We start from the raw sequence: 21,307 nt of genomic DNA, 5'->3' as shown, positions 1-21,307 counted from the left end.
CGGCGTACTCGTCGACGTGCGTCGACATCTCCTACGGCCGCGAGATGACCGTCGAGAGCCTTCGGCTGAAGAAACCGGACGCGCACTACCTCGAGCGCGCACTCGAGAATCCGACGGCGCCACCGGAGTCGGTGCTCTACGTCGGGGACAACGAGAGCGATATCGTCGCGGCCGAACGGGCCAGCCTCGAGTCGGCGTTCGTTCGCCGATCGCACCGTCACGACGCCCACCTCGAGATCACACCGACCGACGAGGTCGAGGGCCTGTACGGGTTGAATCGGCTGATCCACAGGTAGCGGATCGAGGAGCGGTCACCGCTTTCGGACCCGCATCTCGACGGGGCCGGGATCGAGCGAGACTTTCGGCGTGGGGTCGATCGACTCCGTCACTCGCTCGAGGTCGACGCGTCGAACCATCGTCGCCAGCGAGAGCTGGAGTTCGGTCATCGCGAACCGCATCCCGATGCAGTGGTGCGAGCCGCTGCCGAAAGGGAAGTAGGCGTACTCGGGGCGGTCGTCGGGATCGGCGAGGACGGATCGCTCGTCCCCGTCCGCGTCCTCGCCGTTCGCCACCCATCGGCCCGGCCGGAACGCGTCCGGATCGGCCCACCATCGCTCGTCGCGGTGGATGCCGTACATGTTCAACTGGACCGTCGTTCCCGGACCGAGCCGGTAGCCGGCGAGCGCGGTCTCCTCGTGGGGCTCGCGCTGCAGGAACGGCAGCGGCGGGTAGAGGCGCATCGCCTCCCGGCCGACGGCCTCCGTGACCGTCAGGTCGGGCAGGTCAGCGAACGTCGGATCCCGGTCGCCACAGACGGCATCGACCTCCCGCTCGAGTCGCGACCGAACGTCCTCGGCGTCGTCGTCGGCCAGCAGCCAGCAAGCGTAGGTCAGCGCGGTCGCCGTTGTCTCGTGGCCGGCCAGCAGGAACAGCTGCAACTGGTCGGTGATCTCCTCGACCGACGGCCTCGAGCCGTCGGGGTAGTCGTTCATCGCGAGCAAGGAGAGTAAGTCGTCGCCGTCCGCGTCGGACTGGCGACGTTCTGCGACCAGCCCTTCGACGAGCGCCTCGACGTCGGCCGTCGCGCGACGGTACTCGCGTTCGGCCCGGTTCGGAATCCACGTCGGCAGTACGGCACGAGCGCCGAAGAACTCGCTGTCGCTGTACGCGCCCATGGCGTGGACCCAGCGTCGCACGCGATCGGCGCGTCCGTCCCCGAACTCGAGATCGAACAGCGACCGCGTCAGCGCTCGTAGCGTCAGTGTCGACATCGCCTCTCGAACGTCGACGGCTTCGCCGTCCGACCAGCTCTCGACCAGCCGTGTGGTTTCCGCAACCATATCGTCGGCGTAGCTCCGAATTCGCGCCGGCGTGAAGGCGTTCTGGAGGAGCAGACGCTGGCGGCGCCAGCGCTCGCCCTCCGCGAAGAACAGTCCCTCGACGTCGAGCAGTTCGCCGAACTCGTGTTCGAACTCCCCGCGCCAGAACTCGTCGTCGCGGGCGACGACAACCTCCTCGACGAGCCCGGGGTCCGAGACGACCACGAACTCGCGGCCAAAGGCCTCGTACCGGGCGACGTCGCCGTACTCGCGCATCGAGGAGAGGAACTCGATCGGGTCGCGAGCGAACGCGAGGGTGCTGTCGACCAGTGGAAGCCCGCGCGGACCGGGCGGCGGCGTTCCGATCACCGCTCGCGTCGGTCCGGTGTCGTCGTCCGCGTCGGTCGTCGGCTGGTCACGGTCGTCCGACGTCGTGCGCGTCTCGCTCATACCCGCTTCTTCGAAGCGAACGAGTGTCGGTGCTCTCCCGAAGCACTGAACTTCTTTATATTATCTCGTCGAACGACCGGTATGCAGTCGGCAGACCTCACGCTCCGGCTTCCGCCGTCGATGCAACTGCCGGCGCCCGAGGAGCCACTCGAGTCGTTCCGGCGCGAGGAAGTGCTCTCCTGGGAAGTCGACGAAGAGTCCGAAACCGTGCGCTTTCTCTCGCTGATCGTCGGCGACCCCGGCGCACTCGGAAACCTGGCCGAGGATCTCGACTCAGTTCGCCGGTACGACGTCACGCCGATCGATACGGACACGTTCTACGGCTACGTCGAGATGGACCTGCGGGCGGCCGACGCCACCCTGCTGGGAACGTTCGACGTTCCCGGGCTGGTGGTCGTGCCGCCGATGGTCTACACTGGTCGGGAGAACGTCCACGTCACCGTCCTCGGAGAGCCCGAAGCCATGTCGGGGCTACTCGAGCGTGCCCCCGACGGCGTCGACGTCGAGGTCACGCGCGTGAGCGAACACCAGCGCCGCTCGGAGACCCTGGCCGGCCGACTCACGGCCAGACAGTTCGAAGCGCTCGAGGTCGCCCGCGACGCAGGCTACTACGAAATCCCCCGGAGCGGCGAACTCGCGACGGTAGCCGAGGAGCTCGAGTGTTCCGAGAGCGCGGCGTCGACGCTGCTGCGGTCGGCGGAGAGGGAGCTGGTCGATGCGGCGCTACGGCGGTAGAAAAGCGGCCGGTCAGGGAATCAACTGCTCGCCGTCGTCGTCGTAGATCGTGATCGCGTCGACGGGACAGGTCCGGGCCGCGAACTTCGCGTCGAGTTCGGCCTCCTCGGGCACCTCGCGGACGAAGAGTCCGTCCTCGACTTCCTCGCTGTCCTCGAGGATCGCCTTCCCCGCCGACTTGTCCTTCTCGAAGGCGTCCCACTCGGCGACACACTGGTACATCCCGATACAGGTCTCCTCGTCGAACTCGACTCTCATGGCCGAGAGTTGGACTGATCGTCGTAAATCGTTAGCGGTCGTGGCGACCGAGCGTCGGGCTCCCGACCCTCCCCTCGCTCTGGGACGGAATGTGTTCGACAGCCTCCATTTTCTGATATATTTCGACCGACGACTGTCCCGATCGAACAGGATACGGCTTATACCGTCGAGGATCTAAGTAAATGAATGATCATGAAAGATAGTCTCGAGGATCTCTCCGCGCTCGCGGACGCCGTGTCCGAGCACGACGTCGACGAACTCCTCGGACTTCTCTCGACGCGGGAGGTCCGCATCACGCTCGCGTACCTGTACGATCACCCGAACGCGACAGTCGACGAACTCGCCGCTGCCATCACCGGCTCCGTCGCCGCCGAGGACGGCCGGATAGGCGGCGAGTCGGAGTACGAGCGAGCGTACATTTACCTCCATCACTCGGTCCTCCCCCGGCTCCAGGACCACGGGCTGATCGGGTTCGATCCGGTCGACGGGACGGTCGAGGAGGTCGACGTACCGCCGGCCGTCTACGACGTGCTCGGGGTCGGTGAATGAGTCTCGAGACGCTCGACGAAGCGCTCGAGCGCGCCGAAGCCGACCGAAAGCGACTCGAGGTACACGCGAGCGATAGCGACGTCGCGGTCGACCTACAGCGCCAGTTCACGAGCCGGAACGTCGCGGTCGAGTACCGCCGAGCCGCGGCGTTCGAGAACGGGTTCGTGGTGATCCGCGATTCCGACGGCGAGTTCCGAGGCGCGCTGGGTCTCGAGGGGTTCGACGCGATCCTCTCGCCGGAGATCCACCCGCCCTGGACGCTCGAGGAGACCGACGTCGACCTCCGGGAGCTGCTCGACTTTCTGGATGGGACGCCGTTCGCCTCGGCCGGTCGGCGACAGCTGCTCGCGGTCTCGCGGGAGATCGAGGAGCGAGCGTGGCGAGTCGCCGACGGCACCCTGTACGCCGGCTTCCAGCGCGAGGCGGCGTTCGCCGATCAGCTCGCGGTGTACGAGCGCCTGGCGGCTCGGGGAACGCTCTCGGTAACGGCGTTTCTCGACGACGCGTGGGACGCGCCCCTCGAAGGGCCGTCGGTGGTCTCCGCGTCGGGCGAGATCGGTCGGTTCTGGTTCGTCGTCTTCGAGGCCGCCGACACCGACCGTCAGAGCTGTGCGCTGGTCGCCGAGGAGCGCCAGCCCGGGGAGTACGACGGCGTCTGGACGTACGATCCCGCGTTCGTCGGCGAACTGATCGATCACCTCGAGGGAAGCTACGAGGTTCCGGAAGCGTAGCCGCCCTTCGATCCGAGAGGCGATGGCCCGCCGAACGACAGCCGCGGTGAACGAACGTTTTTGTCCTGCGAGAGTGAGTGTCTTTCCACCGAATGGTCGCTCTGTCGTTCGCCGTTCTCGTTGGAACCGCCATCGTCACCTGTCTGTTCATGGCGTGGGTGCTGGGGGCGAACAGCAACTCGCCGCCGTTTGCACCCGCCATCGGCGCGAACGCGATCTCGACGATGCGGGCGGCGTTCGTCATCGGCCTGCTCGCGGCTGCCGGCGCGCTCATGCAGGGCGGGAGCATCTCCGAGACGGTCGGTGCGGATCTCATCGACGGCGTCACGATCACACCCCTTGCGGCCACGGCCGGACTGATGACCGCCGCGACGTTCATGGCGGTCGGGATCTACACCCGATACCCGATCCCCGCGGCGTTCGCGACGACGGGCGCGATGGTCGGCGTCGGCCTCTCGCTGGGCGGCGATCCGGCGATGGCAACCTACCAGCGCCTCGGCACCTTCTGGTTGCTGGTGCCGTTTATGTCCGGCGGGCTGGCGTACGCGACGGCAATCACCCTGCGTCGAGACGACATCCCCGAGTCCGTCGGAGTCCCGCTGCTCGCGGGTATCGTCGGCGCGATCGTCGCGAACATCCGGCTCGGCGTTATCCCCGACCCGACGGCTGACCAGGGGACTCTCGCGAGGTTCGTCTCCCGCCAGTTCGGCGGCGGGCCGGTGCTGGTCGGAGACGTCGACCTCGGCACCGTTCTCGTGACGGTCGTCGTCGGCGCCCTCGCGTTCTTCTGGGTCCGCAAGCGAGTGCTCGACTCCGTCGAGGACGGCATCCGATCGTTCCTGCTCGTCCTCGGCAGCATCGTCGCGTTCTCCTCGGGGGGATCGCAGGTCGGACTCGCGACCGGTCCCCTCGAGAATCTGTTTCGGATCGAACTCGGACTGCCGGGAATCACGCTGCTCGCGCTGGGGGCCGCCGGGATCCTTGCCGGCGCCTGGATGGGCGCACCGCGACTGTTACAGGCCACATCGCGGGAGTACGCCCAGCTCGGGGTGCGGCGCTCGATTGCGGCGCTCGTCCCTGGGTTCGTCATCGCCCAGCTGGCGATCGCACTCGGCATTCCGATCTCGCTGAACAACATCATCCTCTCGGGAGTCATCGGCGGCGGGCTGGCCGCGGGCTCGGCCGGCGTCTCGAAACGGAAGATCGGCTTTACCGTCACGTTCTGGTTGCTGACGCTGGGGAGTTCGATACTCGTCGGCTACGGGCTCTATCGAGCGCTCGCAGCGGTCATCGGCGGCTGATCTCACTCGAGCACCGTCACCGGGCGATCGATCCGTTCGACGACCGTCGCGGCGATTCCGCGGCCGAGAACCCGTCTGAGAAGCCCCGACGACGTGCGGTCGTGGCCGTGCATGACGACCTGATCGACGTCGTGGTTTGTCGCGTATCGAGGAACGACCGTCCCGGGTCGGCCCGCCGCGGTTTCGATCCCGACTCGGTCGGTCGCGGACGGATCGGCGATCGACGCGAGCAGTCGGGTCGCGCAGTCTCGAGCCTCGTCGGCCCGGGCCTCGTCGCGCTCGAGCACTCCCCCTTCGCTCATCGGCGCGTCGAGCGGCGTGACCACCGCGAGTAGCGTGACGTCGGCCTCGGGAAACGTCTCGAGGGCGTAAGTGAGGGCCTCGTCCTCTCGCGGTCGACCGAACGTGGGAACGAGGACGCGGTCGGGATCGGCCATGTCATCGGTTTCGAGCGCCACCGCAATCGGTCTGTCGCCCATGGACGGTGCGCCAGCGTGGACGAGCCACCGAACCGACGGAGTAGACCGGGCTCGAGGGAGTTCCTCGCCCGTCCTTGCTGGCGTTCGGTCTCGGAACGGTTGGTGGATCGGTATAGACTCGCGACGTCTCACCGGCAGCGGGGGGAGCTCCGGGAGTGAACCCGAGCCCGGAGGTGGTTCGTCGGTGCCCCGAGTCCCCGAAGACGACAGTTTAAACCGCAGGACGCGCCAACTGCGGGTAATGAACATCGAGGAGCTGTCGGGGCTCCCGCCCGGCGCCGTCGAGCACTTCCGCAGCGAGGGGATCGAGGAGCTCTACCCGCCCCAGGCCGAGGCCGTCGAGGCCGGCGCGACCGAGGGGGAGAACCTCGTCGCGGCCGTCCCCACGGCGAGCGGGAAGACCATGATCGCCGCGCTGTCGATGCTGTCGGCGATCGAGCGCGGCGGGAAGGCACTGTACATCGTGCCGCTGCGGGCGCTCGCCAGCGAGAAACGCGAGGAGTTCGCGGCCTACGAGTCGTTCGGCGTCGACGTCGGCGTGACCACCGGCAACTACGAGTCGACCAGCGACTGGCTCGCCACGAAGGACATCGTCGTCGCCACCAGCGAGAAGGTCGACTCGCTCGTCCGCAACGGCGCGAGCTGGCTCTCCGAGCTCACCTGTGTCGTCAGCGACGAGGTTCACCTCATCGACGACCGCAACCGGGGGCCGACGCTCGAGGTCACCCTCGCCAAACTGCGCCGTCTCAACCCCGACCTCCAGACCGTCGCGCTGTCGGCCACGGTCGGCAACGCCGACGAAATTGCGGCGTGGCTCGACGCCGAACTCGTCGACACCGACTGGCGGCCGATCGACCTGCAGATGGGCGTCCACTACGGCAACGCCCTGAACTTCGACGACGGCTCGACCCGCGAGGTGCCCGTCGAAGGGAGCGAAAAGCAGGAGGCCGCCCTCGTCCGCGACATCGTCCAGGAAGGCGGGTCCTCGCTCGTGTTCGTCAACTCGCGGCGCAACGCCGAGGCCGCAGCCCGGCGGCTGGGACAGGTGACGAGCCGGGAGCTGACCGACGACGAACGGAACGACCTCGCCGAACTGGCCGAGGAGATCCGCGACGACAGCGACACCGAGACGAGCACGGACCTCGCCGACTGCGTCGAGCGAGGGTCGGCGTTCCACCACGCCGGCCTCTCGAGCACCCAGCGCTCGCTCGTCGAGGACGCCTTCCGCGAGCGCCTGCTGAAGGTGATCTCGGCGACGCCCACCCTCGCCGCAGGGGTGAACACTCCGGCCCGGCGAGTCATCGTCAGGGACTGGCGGCGATTCGATCCGAGTGCGGGTGGAATGGCCCCGCTCGACGTCCTCGAGGTCCACCAGATGATGGGCCGTGCCGGACGACCGGGGCTCGACCCCTACGGTGAGGCCGTGTTGCTCGCGAAGAGCCACGACGAGAGCGAGGAGCTGTTCGACCGCTACGTCTGGGCCGACCCCGAGCCCGTTCGCTCGAAGCTCGCCGCAGAACCCGCGCTGCGGACCCACGTGCTCGCTACGATCGCCTCAGGCTTCGCCCGCACGCGAGAGGGATTGCTCGAGTTCCTCGAGGCGACGCTGTACGCAAGCCAGTCATCGGAGGCGGGTCGGCTCGAGACGGTGACCGACAGCGTGCTCGACTACCTCGAGCGCAACGATTTCGTGGAGCGCGACCGCGGTGACGGAGGGGCTGACACCGGCGCGTTCACGACCGCAGCCGACCTCGCGGACAGTGGCGGACGAAGCGAAGACCTCGAGGCCACCAGCCTCGGCCACACCGTCTCGCGGCTCTACCTGGATCCGATGAGCGCCGCGACGATCGTCCACGGACTCGAGGACGCCGACGATCGACCCACCGCGCTGGGACTCTATCAGCTGATCTCCCGCACGCCGGATATGTACGAGCTCTACCTCCGTTCGGGCGAGGACGAGAAGTTCGGCGAACTGTACTACGAACGCGAGACCGAGCTGCTCGGCGACGCGCCCAGCGAGTTCGAGGAGGACCGCTTCGAGGACTGGCTCGCGGCCCTGAAGACGGGGAAACTGCTCGAGGACTGGGCCGAGGAGGACGACGAGGAACGGATCACCGAACGGTACAAGATCGGGCCGGGCGACCTGCGCGGGAAGGTCGACACCGCCGAGTGGCTCCTCGGCGCGGCCGAGTCGCTGGCCGCGGAGATCGACAGCGAGTGGACCGTCGCGGTCCGCGAGGCCCGCGCCCGCGTCGAACACGGCGTCGGCGAGGAGCTGCTCGAGCTCGTCTCGGTCCGCGGCGTCGGGCGCAAACGCGCCCGAGACCTGTACGAGGTCGGCATCCAGACGCCCGCCGACCTCCGCAGCGCGGACAAGTCGGTCGTTCTCGGCGCACTCAAAGGCAAGAAGACGGCCGAGAACATCCTCGAGAACGTCGGCCGCGAGGACCCCTCGATGGACGGCGTCGAGGCCGACGCGTCGGCCGCGGCGACGGACTCGAGCGACGACAGCACTGCCGAGACGGAGGCGACCGCGACCGACGACGAGGAGAGTCAGTCCAGCCTGGGTGATTTCTGATGGAGTCCCTCGAATGCGTTCTCGACGTCGACGACCTCGATTCGTTCGTCGCCGAGATCGGCGAGATCGGCGAGACGCACGGAACCACCCTGCAGGCGTTCGACGCGCGCTACGTCGCCGGGCCTCGCCACCTCGAGCGCGCCGTCGAGCTCGCGGACCGATCGATCGATCGCGGCGAGAACGTCGCCCGCGACCGGGCCGTCGAGATCCTGCTGTACGCCGCCGGGCGCCGCCAGATCGATCGGGCGCTCGAGATGGGCGTCGGCGAGGGGCGAAACCGGGCCGTCGTCCTCGCGGACGGGGGCGAGGAAGCCGCGGCGCTCGAGGACGTCCGGGAGCTCGCGGCGTTCGCCGGCTCGGAACCGACCCTCGAGGCGCCAGACGAGGACGTCCTCCAGGAGTTCTTCGAGATACCGGACCGCGAGCGCGCGGCGACCGACGCCTCGCTGGGCGCGCTGGTCCGCGAGCGGGTGGCGCTGCTCGAGGTCGAGAAGTAACCGGCGTCGCCGTCCCCGCTCTCGGACCGTCTCGGAGACGAGAGTCGGTGGGGATATTTCACCACTCCTCCGAAAGAATATATCGATCGAGCTCGGTTGGCTCGTCATGAAACGGTATCTTCAACTCGTTCTCGCGGTCGGTCTCTGCGCTGCAACTGCGCTCGGAGGACTCGCCGCGGCGGGTGTGCTCGGTCTCCCCGACGCCGGCCTCGAGGACAACGCGTGGGGCGAGGTGGAAGACGAACGGATCGAGGTGATCACGGCCGTCTGGGTCGACAACCCTAATCCGGGCGTCGAGGTCGACGATCTGAGCGTCGAGTACGACCTCGCGATGAACGACGTGGCTCTCGCGACTGGGTCGGCCGACGACGTCGCGGTTCCGGCGGGGAACTCGACGACTGAGCTTCGGACCGACCTCGAGTACGATCGGCTACCGTCGTGGTGGGCCTCGCACGTCCGAAACGGCGAGACAAGCGCACTCGAAGTCGACCTGACGGCCCACGCGACGGTCGGACCGCTCTCGGGATCGCCCGCCCACACCCACGAGGACGAGGTCGAGACCGACCTCGAGCCGATGATCGAGGAGACGCTCGCCGAACAGGAGGGAGAGCACTCGCTCTCGCCGGTCGACTCCGGAACTGGAGCGGTCGAACCGACCGTCGAAATTCGGGACACCGACGCCGAGTGGGGTGAGGTGACCGACGAACGAACGGAGCTCTACCTGACCTACGAGATCCACAACCCGAACGTCCATCCGCTGCCGACGCCCGCGATGACCGGCGAGATGGCGTTCAACCAGCGGTCGGTCGCCGAGTGGGACGCCCACGAGGTCGAGCTACTCCGCGGGACCTACGATACGAACATCCCGCCCGGAGAGAGTCGGGAGATCACCTTCGTCGTCGAGCTGGACAACGACGAGGTGGTCGACTGGTTCGCGACCCACGTCGACGGCGACGAGTTCACCGACGCCGAGATCCGCGCGCAACTCGCGATGAACGTCGACGGCGAGACGGTGACCGTTCCCGACGACGAGGAGGCGATCCGCTGTGAGTACGGCGTGTGGACCGACATCTTCGTCGACCAGAAAAGCGAGATCGTGCGAGAGCAGTGTGAACTCCTCCCCTGGGCGAGCCCCGACGACGAGACCCTCGAGGAGCTCGGTGCGACGGTCGACCTGACCGAAACCGATCGAGAGCAAGCCGGGACGATCGGCGATGAAACGGTCGATTCCGACAAGAACGGCGACGAGCCGATCGCGGTCGATTCCCGATCCTGAGCGCCCGGCCGGTCGGTCAGTCGTTCGCGACCTCGAGCCGTCGCTCCCGGGACTCCCGCAGCCCGTCGCAGATCCCGCCCTGGCTCGACATGTTGACCTGTGCGAGCCGCCCTCGTCGATGAACCAGCTCGAACTCGTCGGGGTCGATCGGCTCCCCTTCGGGAGTGAGGAACAGCGGGTCCGTTTCGGCGTCGACCAGTCCCGTCTCGCGGGCCTTCTCGAGATAGCGGTCTATCGGTTCCGCGGAGACGGAGACGGCGATCGCCCGATCCGCGAGGTAGATAGAGAGGCGGTCGTCGCCGTCGATGCGTTCGAGATCCCGCGGCCGAAGCGAGACGATCGTCTCGGACTCAAGGCCCGCCTCGAGCAGCGCCTCGACGGCGTCGTACTGGCGGGCGGTTCTGGCCTTCCGGTCGAGTTCTGCACGGACGGCGTCGACGGTGTCCTCGGCGTCGGGAAACGCCTCCGGGAACGATCGACCCGCGTTCACGCCCCGGTTGATCTCGATCTCGTGCATGTGCTCGTGGAGGTAGATCCGGGCTCGCTCGACCGCGGGGAGTTCCTCGACCTCCGTGCGGGAGTCGGCGGCCATCATCCAGGCGAACGCGGGCGAGCACCACGCCGTCGGCAGCGTCAGGTGAACGGTAACCGTTCCGGCGTCGAGTTCGATTCCGTCGATGTACTCGAGTGCGACGATCGAGCGGTCGAGTTCGGGATCGGTGACTCGATCAAGTCGGTCGCGGACGGCCTCGCGGGTGAGGCCGTCGGAGGGAGGTCCGGTCATCAGTCGTCGGCCGCCGCAGGGGCGTCGCTCGCGTAGTGGTCCTCGAGCCCGAACTGCTCGCTGATCTCGTCCTCGCGGAACTGCCGTTTCTTCTCGTCAATATCGATGTCGTACAGCTCGGCGGCGTTCTCGCCCATCACCTTCCGCTTGGTCTCGAGATCCCACTCGACACCGTACTCCATGCGATCTTCTTGAGTGAGTTCGGCCTCGAGAACCGCCTCGACGAGCCAGTCGGGGTTCCAGATGGCGTAGTCCGAGCCGAACAGGACCCGGTCCTCGCCGAGCCACCAAAGCAGTTCGGAGAGGATCTCGGAGAACTTGCCGGGGCGGTTCTGGGCGAACGGCGCGGCGACCGCGAGCCCGCCGTAGACGTTCGGTTCCTGGGCGGCGATCCAGCAGAAGTCGTCCAGTCGTGGCAGCCCGACGTGTTCGACGACGAAGTTGAGATCCGGGAACGACGACGCGGCGTCGTCGATATCGGCGACGTCGAACGCGTCGCGGTTCAGCGGTCGGATCGTCGGCCCCTTGTGGGCGTGGATGTTCTCGATGCCGAGCTCCTCGCACTTCTCCAGGTACTCGAAGGCGGCCTCGTCGTCGAGCCGCCACCCCTTCGACTCGTCGCGCCACTCCGCGGTGTAGACCTTCACACCCTGGAGGTCGTAGGTATCGTTCAGTTCCTCGAGGTGCTCCAACCCGGCCTCGCCGTCGCGGGGATCGAAGCTCCCGTTGAGGACGAACCGTTCGGGGTACTCGGTCGCGAGCTCGGCGTTTTGCTCGGTCGTGTTGAACCCCTCCCCGTAGAAGTCCGTAAGGTAGGTCGGCTGGAAGATCGCCATATCCGCGGCAGCGTTCTCGAACAGGTCCTCGACCATCCGCTCGGCGCCGTACTTGCGGTACTCCTCGATGCTCCACTGACGTTCCTCGGGGGTGAACGTCGTGTGGTAGTCGTAGAAACACTGGATGAACTCCTCGCCACCCTCGTGGGTGATGTTTCCCTCCGTCGCGTCCCACAGATGGACGTGACCGTCGATGACGAAGATCTCCTCGCCGTTGTGATCGTACATCGTGGTATGTTGCTAGGTATCAACAACCATTATTCTTCGTGATGGATTCCCGACCAGAGGGCGCGCTGGTAGCGATCGTGTTCGGGGAGCGATACGTTGGGCGAACGTTTTCACTCAGTACGACAAAGTGTGACGTGGTATCATGCAAGCAGCCCGTCTTCACGAGTACACAGACGAGATGAGCGAGGCCCTCGAGGTAGAGGAGATCGACCGTCCGACCCTCGAGAAATCCGACGAGATCCTGGTCGAGGTCTCGGGCGCCGGCTGGTGTCAGACCGACAACCACATCATCGAGGGGATGTGGGAGGAGTACGCCCCGCAGGATCTGCCGATGACGCTCGGCCACGAGAACGCGGGCATCGTCGCGGAAGTCGGCGAGGAGGTAACCCTCGTCGAGGAGGGCGACCCGGTGATCTGTCACCCCGTCCAGACCTGCGGCATCTGTCGGCCGTGTCGGCTCGGCGAGGATATGTACTGCGAGAACAGCGCGTTCAACGGGCTCACCACGAACGGCGGGTTCGCGGAGTACCTCCAGACCAACGAGCGCGCGGTGATCCCGCTCCCCGACGGCGTCGATCCGACCGAGATCGCCCCCCACGCTGACGCGGGGATCACGGCCTACCACGCGACGAAGAAGGCCGTCCGCGAACTCAATCCCGGCGACACCTGCGTCGTCATCGGCGTCGGCGGACTGGGCCACATCGGGCTGCAGTGTCTCGACGCGATGAGCGCCGCCGACATCGTCGCCGCCGATCTGAAGGACGACGCTCTCGAGCTGGCCGAGGAGCTGGGCGCTCGCCACACGATCAACTCCGGCGAGGACGACCTCGCGGAGAGCGTGATGGATCTGACCGACGACGAGGGCGCCCAGCAGGTGCTCGACTTCGTCGGGGCCGATCAGACGACCGGTGCGGCACCAGACATGGTCGCCGCAGGCGGCGACCACCACGTGATCGGCTACGGCGGACACATCCACGAACCCTGCCAGGCGCTGGTCAACGGCGAGTTCTCGTTCAAGGGGACCCTGGTAGGGAAGTACGCCGAACTCCAGGAGCTGGTCGCGCTCGTCGACCGCGGCGACGTCGAGCTACGTACCGAGATCTACGACCTCGCGGACATCAACACCGTCGCCGAGCGCCTCGAGCACCGTGAGATCGAGGGCCGGGCGGTGATCACGCCGCCCTGATCGGCAGCACGCTCTTGTGGCGAGCCGCCGAACGGATCGCGTATGGCAACCCTCGAGGACCCGATCGAGATCGGCGACTGTCGCGTTCCGAACCGCCTCTACCGAGCTCCATTGCTCGAGTGTGCGGGCAACGGCCCCGACGCCGTCGACACGCTGATCGAGGACCTCGAGCCCGCCGCCGCGTCGGGTGTCGGACTGCTCTGTCAGGGGGCGACGATCGTCCGCGGCGAGGGCGGCTGTGCGGCCCCGGGGATGACCCGCGTTCACGACCCCGAGTTTGTCGCCGAACTCTCGCGGCTGACCGATCGGATCCACGATCACGGCAGCAAGCTCTTCCTCCAGCTCGAGCACGGCGGGCTCCGGAGCATGGAGACCTGGCACGCCGAGTACCGCCGGGAGAATCCAGGTCTCGAGCAACTCGCGGTCTCGGAGCCACCCTGGCAGCTCCGGGCGCTCGATCGAGCCGGCTTCCTGTCGTACGATCCCCGCGTTCTCGAGACCGAGGAGGTGTACGAACTCGCGGCCGACTTCGGCCGTGCGGCAGGATACGCCGCCGACGCGGGATACGACGGGATCCACATTGCGGGGGCGAACATGGGGATCGTCCAGCAGTTCTGCTCGCCGTTCTACAACCGCCGGGACGACGAATTCGGGGGATCGCCGGAGGCGCGACTGCGCTTTCTCGCCGTCGTCCGCGACGAGATCCGAAAGCGGGCCGGCGACGTTCCCGTAATAGCGAAGGTGCCCGCGGAGACTCCCGCTCCGCCGGCGCCGCTGGTGCGACGGAAGCTCTCGCTCGAGGACGGGATCGAGATCGCCAGACGACTCGAGAAGATCGGGTACAACGCCGTCGTCCCGGTACAGACGTCGGTCGTCTGGGACATGAGTATCGTCCGCGGGAAGTATCCTGACCGGGCCTGGGAGAACGAGGCACTACAGGAGGGGTACGACGCCGCGTTCGGCGGCGCGGCTCGCAAACGTCTCGTCGCCGTCGGGAACCGGATCCAGTCGCTGCAGTACGACACGGAACCGGCCTGGAACGAGGCGTTCTGTCGACGGGTGCGCGAGCGGGTCTCGATTCCGGTTCTCGCGGAAGGAGGGATCCGCGAGCGTCGGGAGATGGATCGGCTGCTCGGCGGCGAAACCAGGCCGACCGCCTGCGAGATGGTCGGGATGGCCCGTCCGTTCTACGCTGAGCCACGGCTAGGAGCTAGGCTACTCGAAACAGAGTCCACGAACGGTAGTGAGGGTATCCGGGTTCTCTGTGAGAGCTGCAACAACTGTACGGTACCGCAGGTGACGGGTGCTCCGGGGATCTGTCGGACACCGTCGGTCCTTCGGAGGCGCGGCGAACTCGAGCGCGACGGCGCCTACGAGCGGAGGGCGGACGACTGACAGTTCAGGCGGTGACGACGCCGTCGGTTGCCTCCTCGAGTGTCAGCTCCCGGGTGTAGTCCGGCGCCTCGATCTCGAGCAGCGAGTCGGCCTCGAGACCCGTGAAGTGTACCGTCAGCTCGTAGCTGCCGTCGTCCTCGACGGTGCTCAGCTCGCTCTGATCGGAGTCGACGGTTCGAGCGTGAACGTACTCGTCGGCGTAGGCGGGATCCGACCGACCGCGGATCCGATACGACGTCAGACTCCGTGTCGCCTGCTCGCCCTCGACGGGATACCCCTGGGCGACCCACGGCTCGAGCCCCTCGTCGAGCGCATAGACGTTCTCGTAGCCGGCGTCGATCAGCGACGCGGCCCGCTGTCCGGCGAGCGCGTGCGGACAGACGCAGTAGGTGACGATGCGGTCGTCCGTCGACCAGTCCTCGACCGGATCGTTCGAGACGCCGTCCGGAGCGCTGCTGAGCGCCGCGCCCGTGATCCGAAGGTCGTCGTACTGGTCGGCGCCCCGGGCGTCGACGATCCGAGCCTCCCGACGCTCGTACCAGTAGGTGACGTCCTCGAGCGGCGCCAGCGGAACGTCGACGTCGCCGACCTCGAGAATCTCGTAGGTGTCGGGATCGATCGATCGTTCCTCGGGTACCGAGTCCTGTTCGGGTCCGTAGCCGTCGGCGCTATCGTCGTCGCCCAGACACCCCGCGATAGCCGCCGCCGTCACCGCCGTTCCCGTAGCGAGAAGCTTCCGTCGTCTCATCGCCGACTCTTAGGGAGGCCGACTGAATATGGGTTCTGGTCCGAACGGTCGTCCGGTGACCCCTTCGTTTCGACTGGAGATCGACGCCGGGCGCTACGAAACGGATCGAGATGAAATCGGGAGAAAGTAGTCCATCCTGGATTCGAACCAGGGTCGAAGCCCCCAGAAGGCTTCAGGATTGGCCGCTACCCCAATGGACTGTATCGCGTCGTCTACCGGAGACGACCTATCTACTCGTAACGGCGGGTCCGTATTAGAGTGTTACGAACTCCGACGAACGATCGTCCGTCTCCCTGATCGGCCGACGGCGATCAGGGATCAGCGGCGAAGATATCCTGGTGTTCCCTCCGGTGACAGTTCGCGCAGAGAACGGTACAGCGTTCGATTTCGGTTCGAATCCGCTCTCTCGATCTATCGTCCGAGATCAATCTCGCGACGGTCGCTTCCTTCCGATCGGTCGTGTGATGAAAGTCCAGAGACGCCGGAGACGATTCACCGCAGCGTTCGCACCCCTCGGCGCGTTTCCGATCGTGAACCCACTGTCTGCGCTCCCGTTTCGGCGGCGTGTAGTGGAGCTTTCGGTGGCAGTTGGCACAGAGCAGGATACACTTCCGAATCTCTTTCCGGAGCGCGTCCTTCCCGTATCCGAACGTGATCATTCGTCCGACCGCCATCCGTTTCGTTTCTTCGTCTCGATGGTGAAAGTCGAGACAGGTCGGCGTATCGACATCGCAACGCGAACAGCCCTGTTCCCGTTTTTTGTCGTTGAGCCACGAGCGGAGGCCCGAACGGCGGGACAGCGTCCGTTCGGTATTCCGCTCGACGTTCCGATAGTGCCACCGTTGGTCGACCGAAAGCTCCTCCCAGGCCGTATCCAATGGGAGGTTCACGTCGTCCGGTTTCGGTAGCGTGCGGGAACCGGTGGACGGTTCGGTCGCCAACCCGGCTCGCTCTTTCGCCGCGTTCCATCCACCGATGGTTCGAATGATCGTCGCCGAGGCTGGCGTCAGTCCAAGATCCTCGTACTGCGCCTTCGTCGGTGATTCACCGAGTTCGTCCGCGGCGCGTCGCAACGCCTCGAGACAGACCTCCTCCGTCGCCATACCTGAAGTTGTCGTGCAGCTGAACATAAAATTTCACTCCGTGCGACTACGCGGAGTCGACGATAGTGCACAGATCGACACACACTTCACCTCTCCCTGTACAGCCACGTGTATGTACGTCGGACGATTCGTCGTCGTCGGCCCCGAGGTCGGCGCCTACCGCGTCTCCTCGAGGTCGTTCCCGAACCGCAAGCTCACCGCTCGAGACGAGGCCCTCACCGTCGGCCCCACCGAAGACGCCCCCGAGACGGACAACCCCTACGTCTCCTACAACTGCCTGCGAGTCGTCGAGACGCCGACGGGCGAGACGGCCGCCTTCGGCAACGGCTCCCACGTCGATCCGATCGCCGAGAAGCTCGAGTTGGGCTACCCCGCCCGGGACGCCCTCGCGGAGAGCCTGCTCGCGCTGGATTACGAGAAAGACGACTACGATACGCCCCGGATCGCGGCGACTCTGGGAGGAGACGGGGAGGCGCTGATCGGCACGGTTCGGAAAGACGCGCTGCTCGTCGAGACCGTCGAGGAGCCAACGCTGGTCGCGACCTACGAGAAGGACGCTCCTGAGGCGTTCGACCTCGAGGCCGACACCGCCGAAGAAGCGGCGAGCGAGGTGTACGACCACGAGTTCGAACACGCCGTCTGCGCGGCCGGCATCGCCCGGACCGCCGACGGGTTCGAGACGGCGATCGAGAACGGCGACTAATCGAGGTACCGTCGTTCGGTCGAACGGGCGAGTGCCGCTCTCCTGGTTCCCCACCCGTCCACGTTGCCGGCGGATGACCTACAAGTCCCCGTGCTGTAGTTCCGGGTATGCAAGTCGGACTCATCTCCGACGTTCACGGCAATCGCGTCGCCCTCGAGGCAGTCCTCGCCGACATGCCGCCCGTCGACGAACTCCTGTGTGCGGGCGACGTCGTCGGCTACAACCCCTGGCCGGGGGCCTGCGTCGACGAACTCCGCGAGCGTGCGGTGCCGACCGTGATGGGCAACCACGACGCCGCAGTCGTCGAGGAGACGCCGTTTCGCTTCAACAGCATGGCCAAAGCCGGGGTCGAACACGCCCTCGAGCAGCTTTCGGCCGATCAGCTCGAGTGGCTCGCCGACCTGCCCGAGGAGCGACTGGCGTGTGACGATCGGGTGAAGCTCGTTCACGGTCACCCGGACGATCCCGAACGCTACACCCGGTACACGTACCCGGAGGAGTTCTCTCCCCGGATGCTCGGCGAGGAGGACGTTCTGGTGCTCGGACACACCCACGTTCAGGGCGTCGAGCGCTACGGCGAGGGGATCGTCCTCAACCCCGGTAGCGTCGGCCAGCCCCGTAACGGCGATCCGCGGGCAGCCTACGCCGTCGTCGACCTCGAGGCGATGACCGTCGAAACCTCTCGTGTGGAGTACGACATCGGCGCCGTCAGGGACGCCGTTTCGGCCGCGGGACTGCCCGAGGGGATCGGAAGTCGACTCGAGCGGGGCAAGTAGCCGAAAAGGTATCGTCGTAGTTGGTTTACAGGATGGTCAGCGAAGCGATCCATTTTAGCCCGTCGATCGGAGTAGTGAGAGGCATGCTCTCGACCGGCCGCACCGGGTCCGTCACACGGAGCGTCGCGCTCGCAGCGGCCTCCGACCGACGACGACCGTCGCGGCCCGAACTCGTCCGAACGGCGTCGGATACCAGCGAAATCCGCCTCGAGGACGCATGATCGGAAAACTCCGCGAGGACGTTCGTGCGATGTGCGACCGCGATCCCGCGGCGACGGGCTGTCGCGTGGTCTGGCTCACGTATCCCGGCGTCCACGCCGTCTGGGGCCACCGACTCGCCCACCGCCTCTGGAACGGGGGGTTCGAGCTCGTCGCTCGCGTGCTCGCCTATCTCGTCCGCATGCTGACCGGCGTCGAGATCCACCCCGCGGCGACGGTCGGACGTCGCGTCACGATCGACCACGGAATGGGCGTCGTCATCGGCGAGACGGCCGAGGTGGGCGACGACGTCCACATGTACCACGGCGTCACCCTCGGCGGAACGGCGAACGAACCCGTCAAGCGCCATCCGACCCTCGAGGACGGCGTCACCGTCGGCGCGAACGCGACGCTGCTGGGAGATATCACGATCGGCGAAGGCGCGGCCGTGGGTGCGGGGTCGGTCGTCACTGAGGATGTCGACTCCGGGACGACCGTCGCCGGCGTCCCTGCAGAACGGATCGACTAAGCGGTTATTGCGTCTGATCGTCGTCAACAGTTCCCTCGGCACCCGCAGGCGAGTCCGAGGCGGGAACCCCCTCTTCGGATTCGATTCCCTCGTCGGTCTCGTCCTCGTTATCGTCATCGTCCGCGCCGACGGCGTCGTCGGTCATCGACTCGTCGGGATCGGAGACGTAGCCGAGTTCGAACCAGAGCTTGGCCGTACAGTCCATCGGCTGGGTATCGAGGTCGACATCCTCGTCGTGTTTGCTCAGATAGCCGTTACAGCGGCCGTGTTTGACGACGTTCATCAGGGACGCCTTCGAGCCACACTCCGGACAGTCGATGGCGTAGTCGCTTTCCTCGGTCTGATGCCACGCGTCGGGTTCGAGCTCGGTGTACGCGGCGTCGTCGGATCTGCTCATACTCGTCTCTGGGATCGCTGTCCCGGTAAGCGTGAACCCGGAGTGCGCAACCCTCAGACGAGCGGCTCGACCAGCGCCTCGCCGGCCTCGAGCAGTTCGGCGACCCGGTCCTCGTCGGTCGCCTCCGCGTAGACTCGCAGTTTGGGTTCGGTGCCGCTCGGCCGAACGAGCAGCCAGGAGCCGTCCTCGAGCTGGAGCTTGAACCCGTCGGCGGTGTTGACGTCCTCGACGGGCGTTCCGGCGACGTCGTCAGGGATCTCGTCGCCGAGGTCGTCGATCACCCGCGCCTTCTCGTGGTCGGGGCAGGCGACGCTGCGCTTGTCCTGGACGACCGTTCCGTGCTCGTCGAGCAGGCGGTCGACGCGGTCGTCGATCGGTTCGGCGTCGTGCATCGCGGCGGCCAGCAGCGCCATCAGGACCCCGTCCTTCTCGCGAACGTGACCCCGTATCGTGAACCCGCCAGACTCCTCGCCACCGACCAGCGCGTCGTGATCGGCCATCCCCTTTGCGATCCACTTGAACCCGACCGGGACCTCATGGACGGCCTCGTCGTGGGCGTCGGCGACCCGGTCGATCAGGAACGTCGTCGACACCGTCCTGACGACGGCTCCGGAGTCGCGCTCGAGCAGGTAGTCGTACAGCGCGGCGAAAAAGAGGTTCTCGTCGAGGTAGCCCCGTTCGGGCGTCACGATCGCGATTCGATCGGCGTCCCCGTCGTTGGCGACACCGAGGTCGGCGTCGCCGTCGGTCACGCGCTCGACGAGCGCCTCGAGGTTCTCCGGCGCGGGTTCGGGCGCCCCGCCGCCGAACGCCGGATCCTGCTCGCAGCGCAGCCGATTGACCGTGGCGCCGGCCCGCTCGAGGATGGCGTCGGTCGTTCCGCGACCGCTGCCGTACATCGCGTCGTAGGCGACGGACGTTCCCTCGAGATCGACGTCGCCGATCGTCTCCTCGAGGAGGTCGAACGCGGCGTCGGCGTGAGGTTCGACGAAATCGATCTCCTCGGCGCTTCCGTGCTCGTCCTCGGGGAGCGGATCGGGCTCGGCGAGACGATCCGCGACCGCGTCCATCACCTCCGGCAGTGCCGGGGCGCCGTCTTCGGGGATGAACTTCACGCCGTTGTACTCGGGCGGGTTGTGCGAGGCCGTGACGACCATCGCCCCTGCCAGATCCCGTTCGACGATCGCGTGGGCGAAAAGCGGCGTCGGTCGGTCCCGCTCGGACAGCAGGACGTCGAACCCGTTTGCACACAGCACGCGAGTCAGCTCCTCGGCGAACCCCCGCGAGGTCTCGCGGGCGTCGTAGCCGACCGCGACCGGTCCCTCGAGTCCCTCGTCGGCGAGGTACGTCGCGACCGCCTGTCCGACCATCCGCACTCTCGGCGCCGTGAACTCCTCGAGGGGCGCCCGCCAGCCGTCGGTTCCGAACGAGATCGTCTCCATACCCCGCCCCTCACCGTCCGGTGCGAAAAAGGCGACGCTGTCGGCACCGAAGGCAACGAGGTTTTGACGTCGACCACGCTAGGGGCGGTATGACACGCATTCTCGCCGTCTCCGGCAGTCTCCGCGACGAAAGCTACACGCGAACTGCCCTCGAGTACGTCCTGGACTCGGCCGAGGAGGCCGGCGCCGAGACCCGGCTGCTCGATCTGCGCGAGTACGACCTCCCCGTCTACGACCCCGACGTCGACGGTCAGGGCGACGGCGAGGCCGCGAAACGGCTCGTCCGGGAGGCCGACGCCGTCGCGCTCGGCTCCCCGGTCTACCACGGCTCGTACTCGGGCGCGCTGAAGAACCTCCACGACTACTGCGGGTTCGAGGAGTTCGAGGACACGACCGTCGGCCTGCTCGCGACCGCGGGCGGGGGCAGCTACGGCTCGACGCTCGACCACCTCCGGATCACGGTTCGGGGCGTCCACGGCTGGGTGCTCCCCCACCAGGTCGGCATCCGCGGCGCCTCGAGCGAGTTCGAGCCCGATTCGGAGGCCGTCGACGGCCGTGCGTTCGTCGACGAGAAACTCGAGGAGCGAACCCGGAAACTAGGCCGGATGCTCGTCGAGTACGCCCACATCGAGCCCGACGTGAGCACTCCGCGGACGGCTGCAGCCGACGAGTAACGAGAGCTGGATGTCCGTCCTCGAACTCCCGGATATGGTACTCGTTCTATCGGAACGAATCCGATTCGACGAGGACGGATCCACGGACCACTGGAGCCGACCGAACCAGGTCGGTCGACCGAATCAGTCGACTCC

23 protein-coding genes and 1 tRNA gene are annotated in these 21,307 nt (G+C 66.8%); 14 read left to right on the top strand and 10 right to left on the bottom strand.

Features of this window, described 5'->3' with window-relative positions:
- Nucleotides 1–26: 26 nt before the first annotated feature.
- Nucleotides 27–296, top strand: coding sequence for an HAD-IA family hydrolase (locus QA609_RS04085; protein WP_343233784.1), 270 nt, complete (start codon nt 27–29; stop codon nt 294–296).
- Nucleotides 297–311: 15 nt separating this feature from the next.
- Here QA609_RS04085 and QA609_RS04080 read toward each other — a convergent pair whose 3' ends face one another.
- Nucleotides 312–1,769: a cytochrome P450 gene (locus QA609_RS04080; RefSeq protein ID WP_278301306.1), complete on the bottom strand. Its 1,458-nt coding sequence runs from the start codon at nt 1,767–1,769 to the stop codon at nt 312–314.
- An 81-nt stretch (nt 1,770–1,850) separates the two neighbouring features.
- Here QA609_RS04080 and QA609_RS04075 point away from each other — a divergent pair, with 81 nt between their 5' ends.
- Entirely contained in the window at nt 1,851–2,504 is a 654-nt protein-coding gene (locus QA609_RS04075; protein WP_278301305.1) for a helix-turn-helix domain-containing protein, read from the top strand.
- Nucleotides 2,505–2,516: 12 nt separating this feature from the next.
- On the opposite strand, the gene QA609_RS04070 is transcribed toward QA609_RS04075, so the two are convergent.
- Complete coding sequence (locus tag QA609_RS04070) at nt 2,517–2,762, bottom strand: ferredoxin (RefSeq protein WP_278301304.1); 246 nt, start codon at nt 2,760–2,762, stop codon at nt 2,517–2,519.
- A 186-nt stretch (nt 2,763–2,948) separates the two neighbouring features.
- On the opposite strand from QA609_RS04070, the gene QA609_RS04065 reads away from it, so the two are divergent.
- From QA609_RS04065 to QA609_RS04055, 3 genes are all read left to right on the top strand, one after another.
- Nucleotides 2,949–3,311, top strand: coding sequence for a hypothetical protein (locus QA609_RS04065; protein WP_278301303.1), 363 nt, complete (start codon nt 2,949–2,951; stop codon nt 3,309–3,311).
- Nucleotides 3,308–4,042 carry a DICT sensory domain-containing protein gene (locus QA609_RS04060; protein WP_278301302.1) on the top strand — a complete coding sequence of 245 codons (735 nt, stop codon included), beginning with the start codon at nt 3,308–3,310 and terminating at the stop codon, nt 4,040–4,042. The genes QA609_RS04065 and QA609_RS04060 overlap by 4 nt, the downstream gene beginning before the upstream one ends.
- A 92-nt stretch (nt 4,043–4,134) precedes the next feature.
- The gene (locus QA609_RS04055) at nt 4,135–5,343 is read left to right on the top strand and encodes an inorganic phosphate transporter (RefSeq protein ID WP_278301301.1); all 1,209 of its coding nucleotides are present in this window, start codon (nt 4,135–4,137) and stop codon (nt 5,341–5,343) included.
- A gap of 2 nt (nt 5,344–5,345) precedes the next feature.
- On the opposite strand, the gene QA609_RS04050 is transcribed toward QA609_RS04055, so the two are convergent.
- On the bottom strand, nt 5,346–5,780 hold the full coding sequence (locus QA609_RS04050) for a universal stress protein (RefSeq protein ID WP_278301396.1): 435 nt from the start codon (nt 5,778–5,780) through the stop codon (nt 5,346–5,348).
- Nucleotides 5,781–6,063: 283 nt separating this feature from the next.
- Between QA609_RS04050 and QA609_RS04045 the strand changes: the two genes are divergently transcribed.
- The 3 genes from QA609_RS04045 (at nt 6,064) to QA609_RS04035 (ending at nt 10,173) form a co-directional block, all read left to right on the top strand.
- Nucleotides 6,064–8,400: an ATP-dependent DNA helicase gene (locus QA609_RS04045; protein ID WP_278301300.1), complete on the top strand. Its 2,337-nt coding sequence runs from the start codon at nt 6,064–6,066 to the stop codon at nt 8,398–8,400.
- Nucleotides 8,400–8,897 carry a KEOPS complex subunit Cgi121 gene (gene cgi121 / locus QA609_RS04040; RefSeq protein ID WP_278301299.1) on the top strand — a complete coding sequence of 166 codons (498 nt, stop codon included), beginning with the start codon at nt 8,400–8,402 and terminating at the stop codon, nt 8,895–8,897. Before QA609_RS04045 ends, cgi121 begins: the two co-directional genes overlap by 1 nt.
- Nucleotides 8,898–9,003: 106 nt before the next feature.
- On the top strand, nt 9,004–10,173 hold the full coding sequence (locus QA609_RS04035) for an LEA type 2 family protein (RefSeq protein ID WP_278301298.1): 1,170 nt from the start codon (nt 9,004–9,006) through the stop codon (nt 10,171–10,173).
- Nucleotides 10,174–10,189: 16 nt separating this feature from the next.
- Here the strand turns inward: QA609_RS04035 and QA609_RS04030 are convergent, their stop codons facing one another.
- On the bottom strand, nt 10,190–10,957 hold the full coding sequence (locus tag QA609_RS04030; protein ID WP_278301297.1) for an iron-sulfur cluster assembly protein: 768 nt from the start codon (nt 10,955–10,957) through the stop codon (nt 10,190–10,192).
- Nucleotides 10,957–12,021: an amidohydrolase family protein gene (locus QA609_RS04025; protein ID WP_278301296.1), complete on the bottom strand. Its 1,065-nt coding sequence runs from the start codon at nt 12,019–12,021 to the stop codon at nt 10,957–10,959. Before QA609_RS04025 ends, QA609_RS04030 begins: the two co-directional genes overlap by 1 nt.
- Before the next feature lie 142 nt (nt 12,022–12,163).
- Between QA609_RS04025 and QA609_RS04020 the strand changes: the two genes are divergently transcribed.
- On the top strand, nt 12,164–13,207 hold the full coding sequence (locus QA609_RS04020; RefSeq protein WP_278301295.1) for an NAD(P)-dependent alcohol dehydrogenase: 1,044 nt from the start codon (nt 12,164–12,166) through the stop codon (nt 13,205–13,207).
- 42 nt (nt 13,208–13,249) lie between these two features.
- On the top strand, nt 13,250–14,602 hold the full coding sequence (locus QA609_RS04015; protein WP_278301294.1) for an NADH:flavin oxidoreductase: 1,353 nt from the start codon (nt 13,250–13,252) through the stop codon (nt 14,600–14,602).
- A 4-nt stretch (nt 14,603–14,606) separates the two neighbouring features.
- Here the strand turns inward: QA609_RS04015 and QA609_RS04010 are convergent, their stop codons facing one another.
- From QA609_RS04010 to QA609_RS04000, 3 genes are all read right to left on the bottom strand, one after another.
- Complete coding sequence (locus QA609_RS04010; protein WP_278301293.1) at nt 14,607–15,350, bottom strand: rhodanese-like domain-containing protein; 744 nt, start codon at nt 15,348–15,350, stop codon at nt 14,607–14,609.
- Nucleotides 15,351–15,477: 127 nt separating this feature from the next.
- A tRNA-Gln gene (locus QA609_RS04005) sits at nt 15,478–15,550 on the bottom strand.
- A 111-nt stretch (nt 15,551–15,661) separates the two neighbouring features.
- A complete protein-coding gene (locus QA609_RS04000; RefSeq protein ID WP_278301292.1) occupies nt 15,662–16,453 on the bottom strand; it encodes a hypothetical protein in 792 nt (263 codons plus the stop codon).
- Nucleotides 16,454–16,565: 112 nt separating this feature from the next.
- Between QA609_RS04000 and QA609_RS03995 the strand changes: the two genes are divergently transcribed.
- From QA609_RS03995 to cysE, 3 genes are all read left to right on the top strand, one after another.
- The gene (locus tag QA609_RS03995; RefSeq protein ID WP_278301291.1) at nt 16,566–17,156 is read left to right on the top strand and encodes an IMP cyclohydrolase; all 591 of its coding nucleotides are present in this window, start codon (nt 16,566–16,568) and stop codon (nt 17,154–17,156) included.
- A gap of 107 nt (nt 17,157–17,263) precedes the next feature.
- Nucleotides 17,264–17,932 (top strand): metallophosphoesterase family protein, encoded by a 669-nt coding sequence (locus QA609_RS03990; RefSeq protein ID WP_278301290.1) that lies wholly within the window; start codon nt 17,264–17,266, stop codon nt 17,930–17,932.
- A 217-nt stretch (nt 17,933–18,149) separates the two neighbouring features.
- On the top strand, nt 18,150–18,659 hold the full coding sequence (cysE, locus tag QA609_RS03985) for a serine O-acetyltransferase (protein WP_278301289.1): 510 nt from the start codon (nt 18,150–18,152) through the stop codon (nt 18,657–18,659).
- Between the two features lie 4 nt (nt 18,660–18,663).
- Here cysE and QA609_RS03980 read toward each other — a convergent pair whose 3' ends face one another.
- Together QA609_RS03980 and QA609_RS03975 are read right to left on the bottom strand one after the other, a co-directional pair.
- Nucleotides 18,664–19,056, bottom strand: coding sequence for a hypothetical protein (locus QA609_RS03980; RefSeq protein WP_278301288.1), 393 nt, complete (start codon nt 19,054–19,056; stop codon nt 18,664–18,666).
- A 53-nt stretch (nt 19,057–19,109) separates the two neighbouring features.
- Nucleotides 19,110–20,498 (bottom strand): phosphoglucomutase/phosphomannomutase family protein, encoded by a 1,389-nt coding sequence (locus QA609_RS03975; RefSeq protein ID WP_278301287.1) that lies wholly within the window; start codon nt 20,496–20,498, stop codon nt 19,110–19,112.
- Nucleotides 20,499–20,587: 89 nt separating this feature from the next.
- On the opposite strand from QA609_RS03975, the gene QA609_RS03970 reads away from it, so the two are divergent.
- Complete coding sequence (locus tag QA609_RS03970) at nt 20,588–21,172, top strand: NADPH-dependent FMN reductase (RefSeq protein WP_278301286.1); 585 nt, start codon at nt 20,588–20,590, stop codon at nt 21,170–21,172.
- Nucleotides 21,173–21,307: the final 135 nt, after the last annotated feature.

The sequence above is a fragment of the Natronococcus sp. A-GB7 genome (genome assembly GCF_029688865.1).
Taxonomy (GTDB): Archaea; Halobacteriota; Halobacteria; order Halobacteriales; family Natrialbaceae; genus Natronococcus.
Note: the sequence above shows the minus strand (reverse complement) of the source record. Positions and strands in the feature narration are given on the sequence as shown.

Coding starts and splice junctions, on each gene's coding strand:
- QA609_RS04050 (WP_278301396.1), bottom strand. CDS start 5,780: ATGGCCGATCCCGACCGCGTCCTCGTTCCCACGTTCGGTCGACCGCGA.
- QA609_RS04035 (WP_278301298.1), top strand. CDS start 9,004: ATGAAACGGTATCTTCAACTCGTTCTCGCGGTCGGTCTCTGCGCTGCA.
- QA609_RS04030 (WP_278301297.1), bottom strand. CDS start 10,957: ATGACCGGACCTCCCTCCGACGGCCTCACCCGCGAGGCCGTCCGCGAC.
- QA609_RS04055 (WP_278301301.1), top strand. CDS start 4,135: ATGGTCGCTCTGTCGTTCGCCGTTCTCGTTGGAACCGCCATCGTCACC.
- QA609_RS04025 (WP_278301296.1), bottom strand. CDS start 12,021: ATGTACGATCACAACGGCGAGGAGATCTTCGTCATCGACGGTCACGTC.
- QA609_RS04010 (WP_278301293.1), bottom strand. CDS start 15,350: ATGAGACGACGGAAGCTTCTCGCTACGGGAACGGCGGTGACGGCGGCG.
- cysE (WP_278301289.1), top strand. CDS start 18,150: ATGATCGGAAAACTCCGCGAGGACGTTCGTGCGATGTGCGACCGCGAT.
- QA609_RS03975 (WP_278301287.1), bottom strand. CDS start 20,498: ATGGAGACGATCTCGTTCGGAACCGACGGCTGGCGGGCGCCCCTCGAG.
- QA609_RS03970 (WP_278301286.1), top strand. CDS start 20,588: ATGACACGCATTCTCGCCGTCTCCGGCAGTCTCCGCGACGAAAGCTAC.
- QA609_RS03995 (WP_278301291.1), top strand. CDS start 16,566: ATGTACGTCGGACGATTCGTCGTCGTCGGCCCCGAGGTCGGCGCCTAC.
- QA609_RS03990 (WP_278301290.1), top strand. CDS start 17,264: ATGCAAGTCGGACTCATCTCCGACGTTCACGGCAATCGCGTCGCCCTC.
- QA609_RS04015 (WP_278301294.1), top strand. CDS start 13,250: ATGGCAACCCTCGAGGACCCGATCGAGATCGGCGACTGTCGCGTTCCG.
- QA609_RS04070 (WP_278301304.1), bottom strand. CDS start 2,762: ATGAGAGTCGAGTTCGACGAGGAGACCTGTATCGGGATGTACCAGTGT.
- QA609_RS04065 (WP_278301303.1), top strand. CDS start 2,949: ATGATCATGAAAGATAGTCTCGAGGATCTCTCCGCGCTCGCGGACGCC.
- QA609_RS04060 (WP_278301302.1), top strand. CDS start 3,308: ATGAGTCTCGAGACGCTCGACGAAGCGCTCGAGCGCGCCGAAGCCGAC.
- QA609_RS04020 (WP_278301295.1), top strand. CDS start 12,164: ATGCAAGCAGCCCGTCTTCACGAGTACACAGACGAGATGAGCGAGGCC.
- QA609_RS04080 (WP_278301306.1), bottom strand. CDS start 1,769: ATGAGCGAGACGCGCACGACGTCGGACGACCGTGACCAGCCGACGACC.
- QA609_RS03980 (WP_278301288.1), bottom strand. CDS start 19,056: ATGAGCAGATCCGACGACGCCGCGTACACCGAGCTCGAACCCGACGCG.
- cgi121 (WP_278301299.1), top strand. CDS start 8,400: ATGGAGTCCCTCGAATGCGTTCTCGACGTCGACGACCTCGATTCGTTC.
- QA609_RS04075 (WP_278301305.1), top strand. CDS start 1,851: ATGCAGTCGGCAGACCTCACGCTCCGGCTTCCGCCGTCGATGCAACTG.
- QA609_RS04000 (WP_278301292.1), bottom strand. CDS start 16,453: ATGGCGACGGAGGAGGTCTGTCTCGAGGCGTTGCGACGCGCCGCGGAC.
- QA609_RS04045 (WP_278301300.1), top strand. CDS start 6,064: ATGAACATCGAGGAGCTGTCGGGGCTCCCGCCCGGCGCCGTCGAGCAC.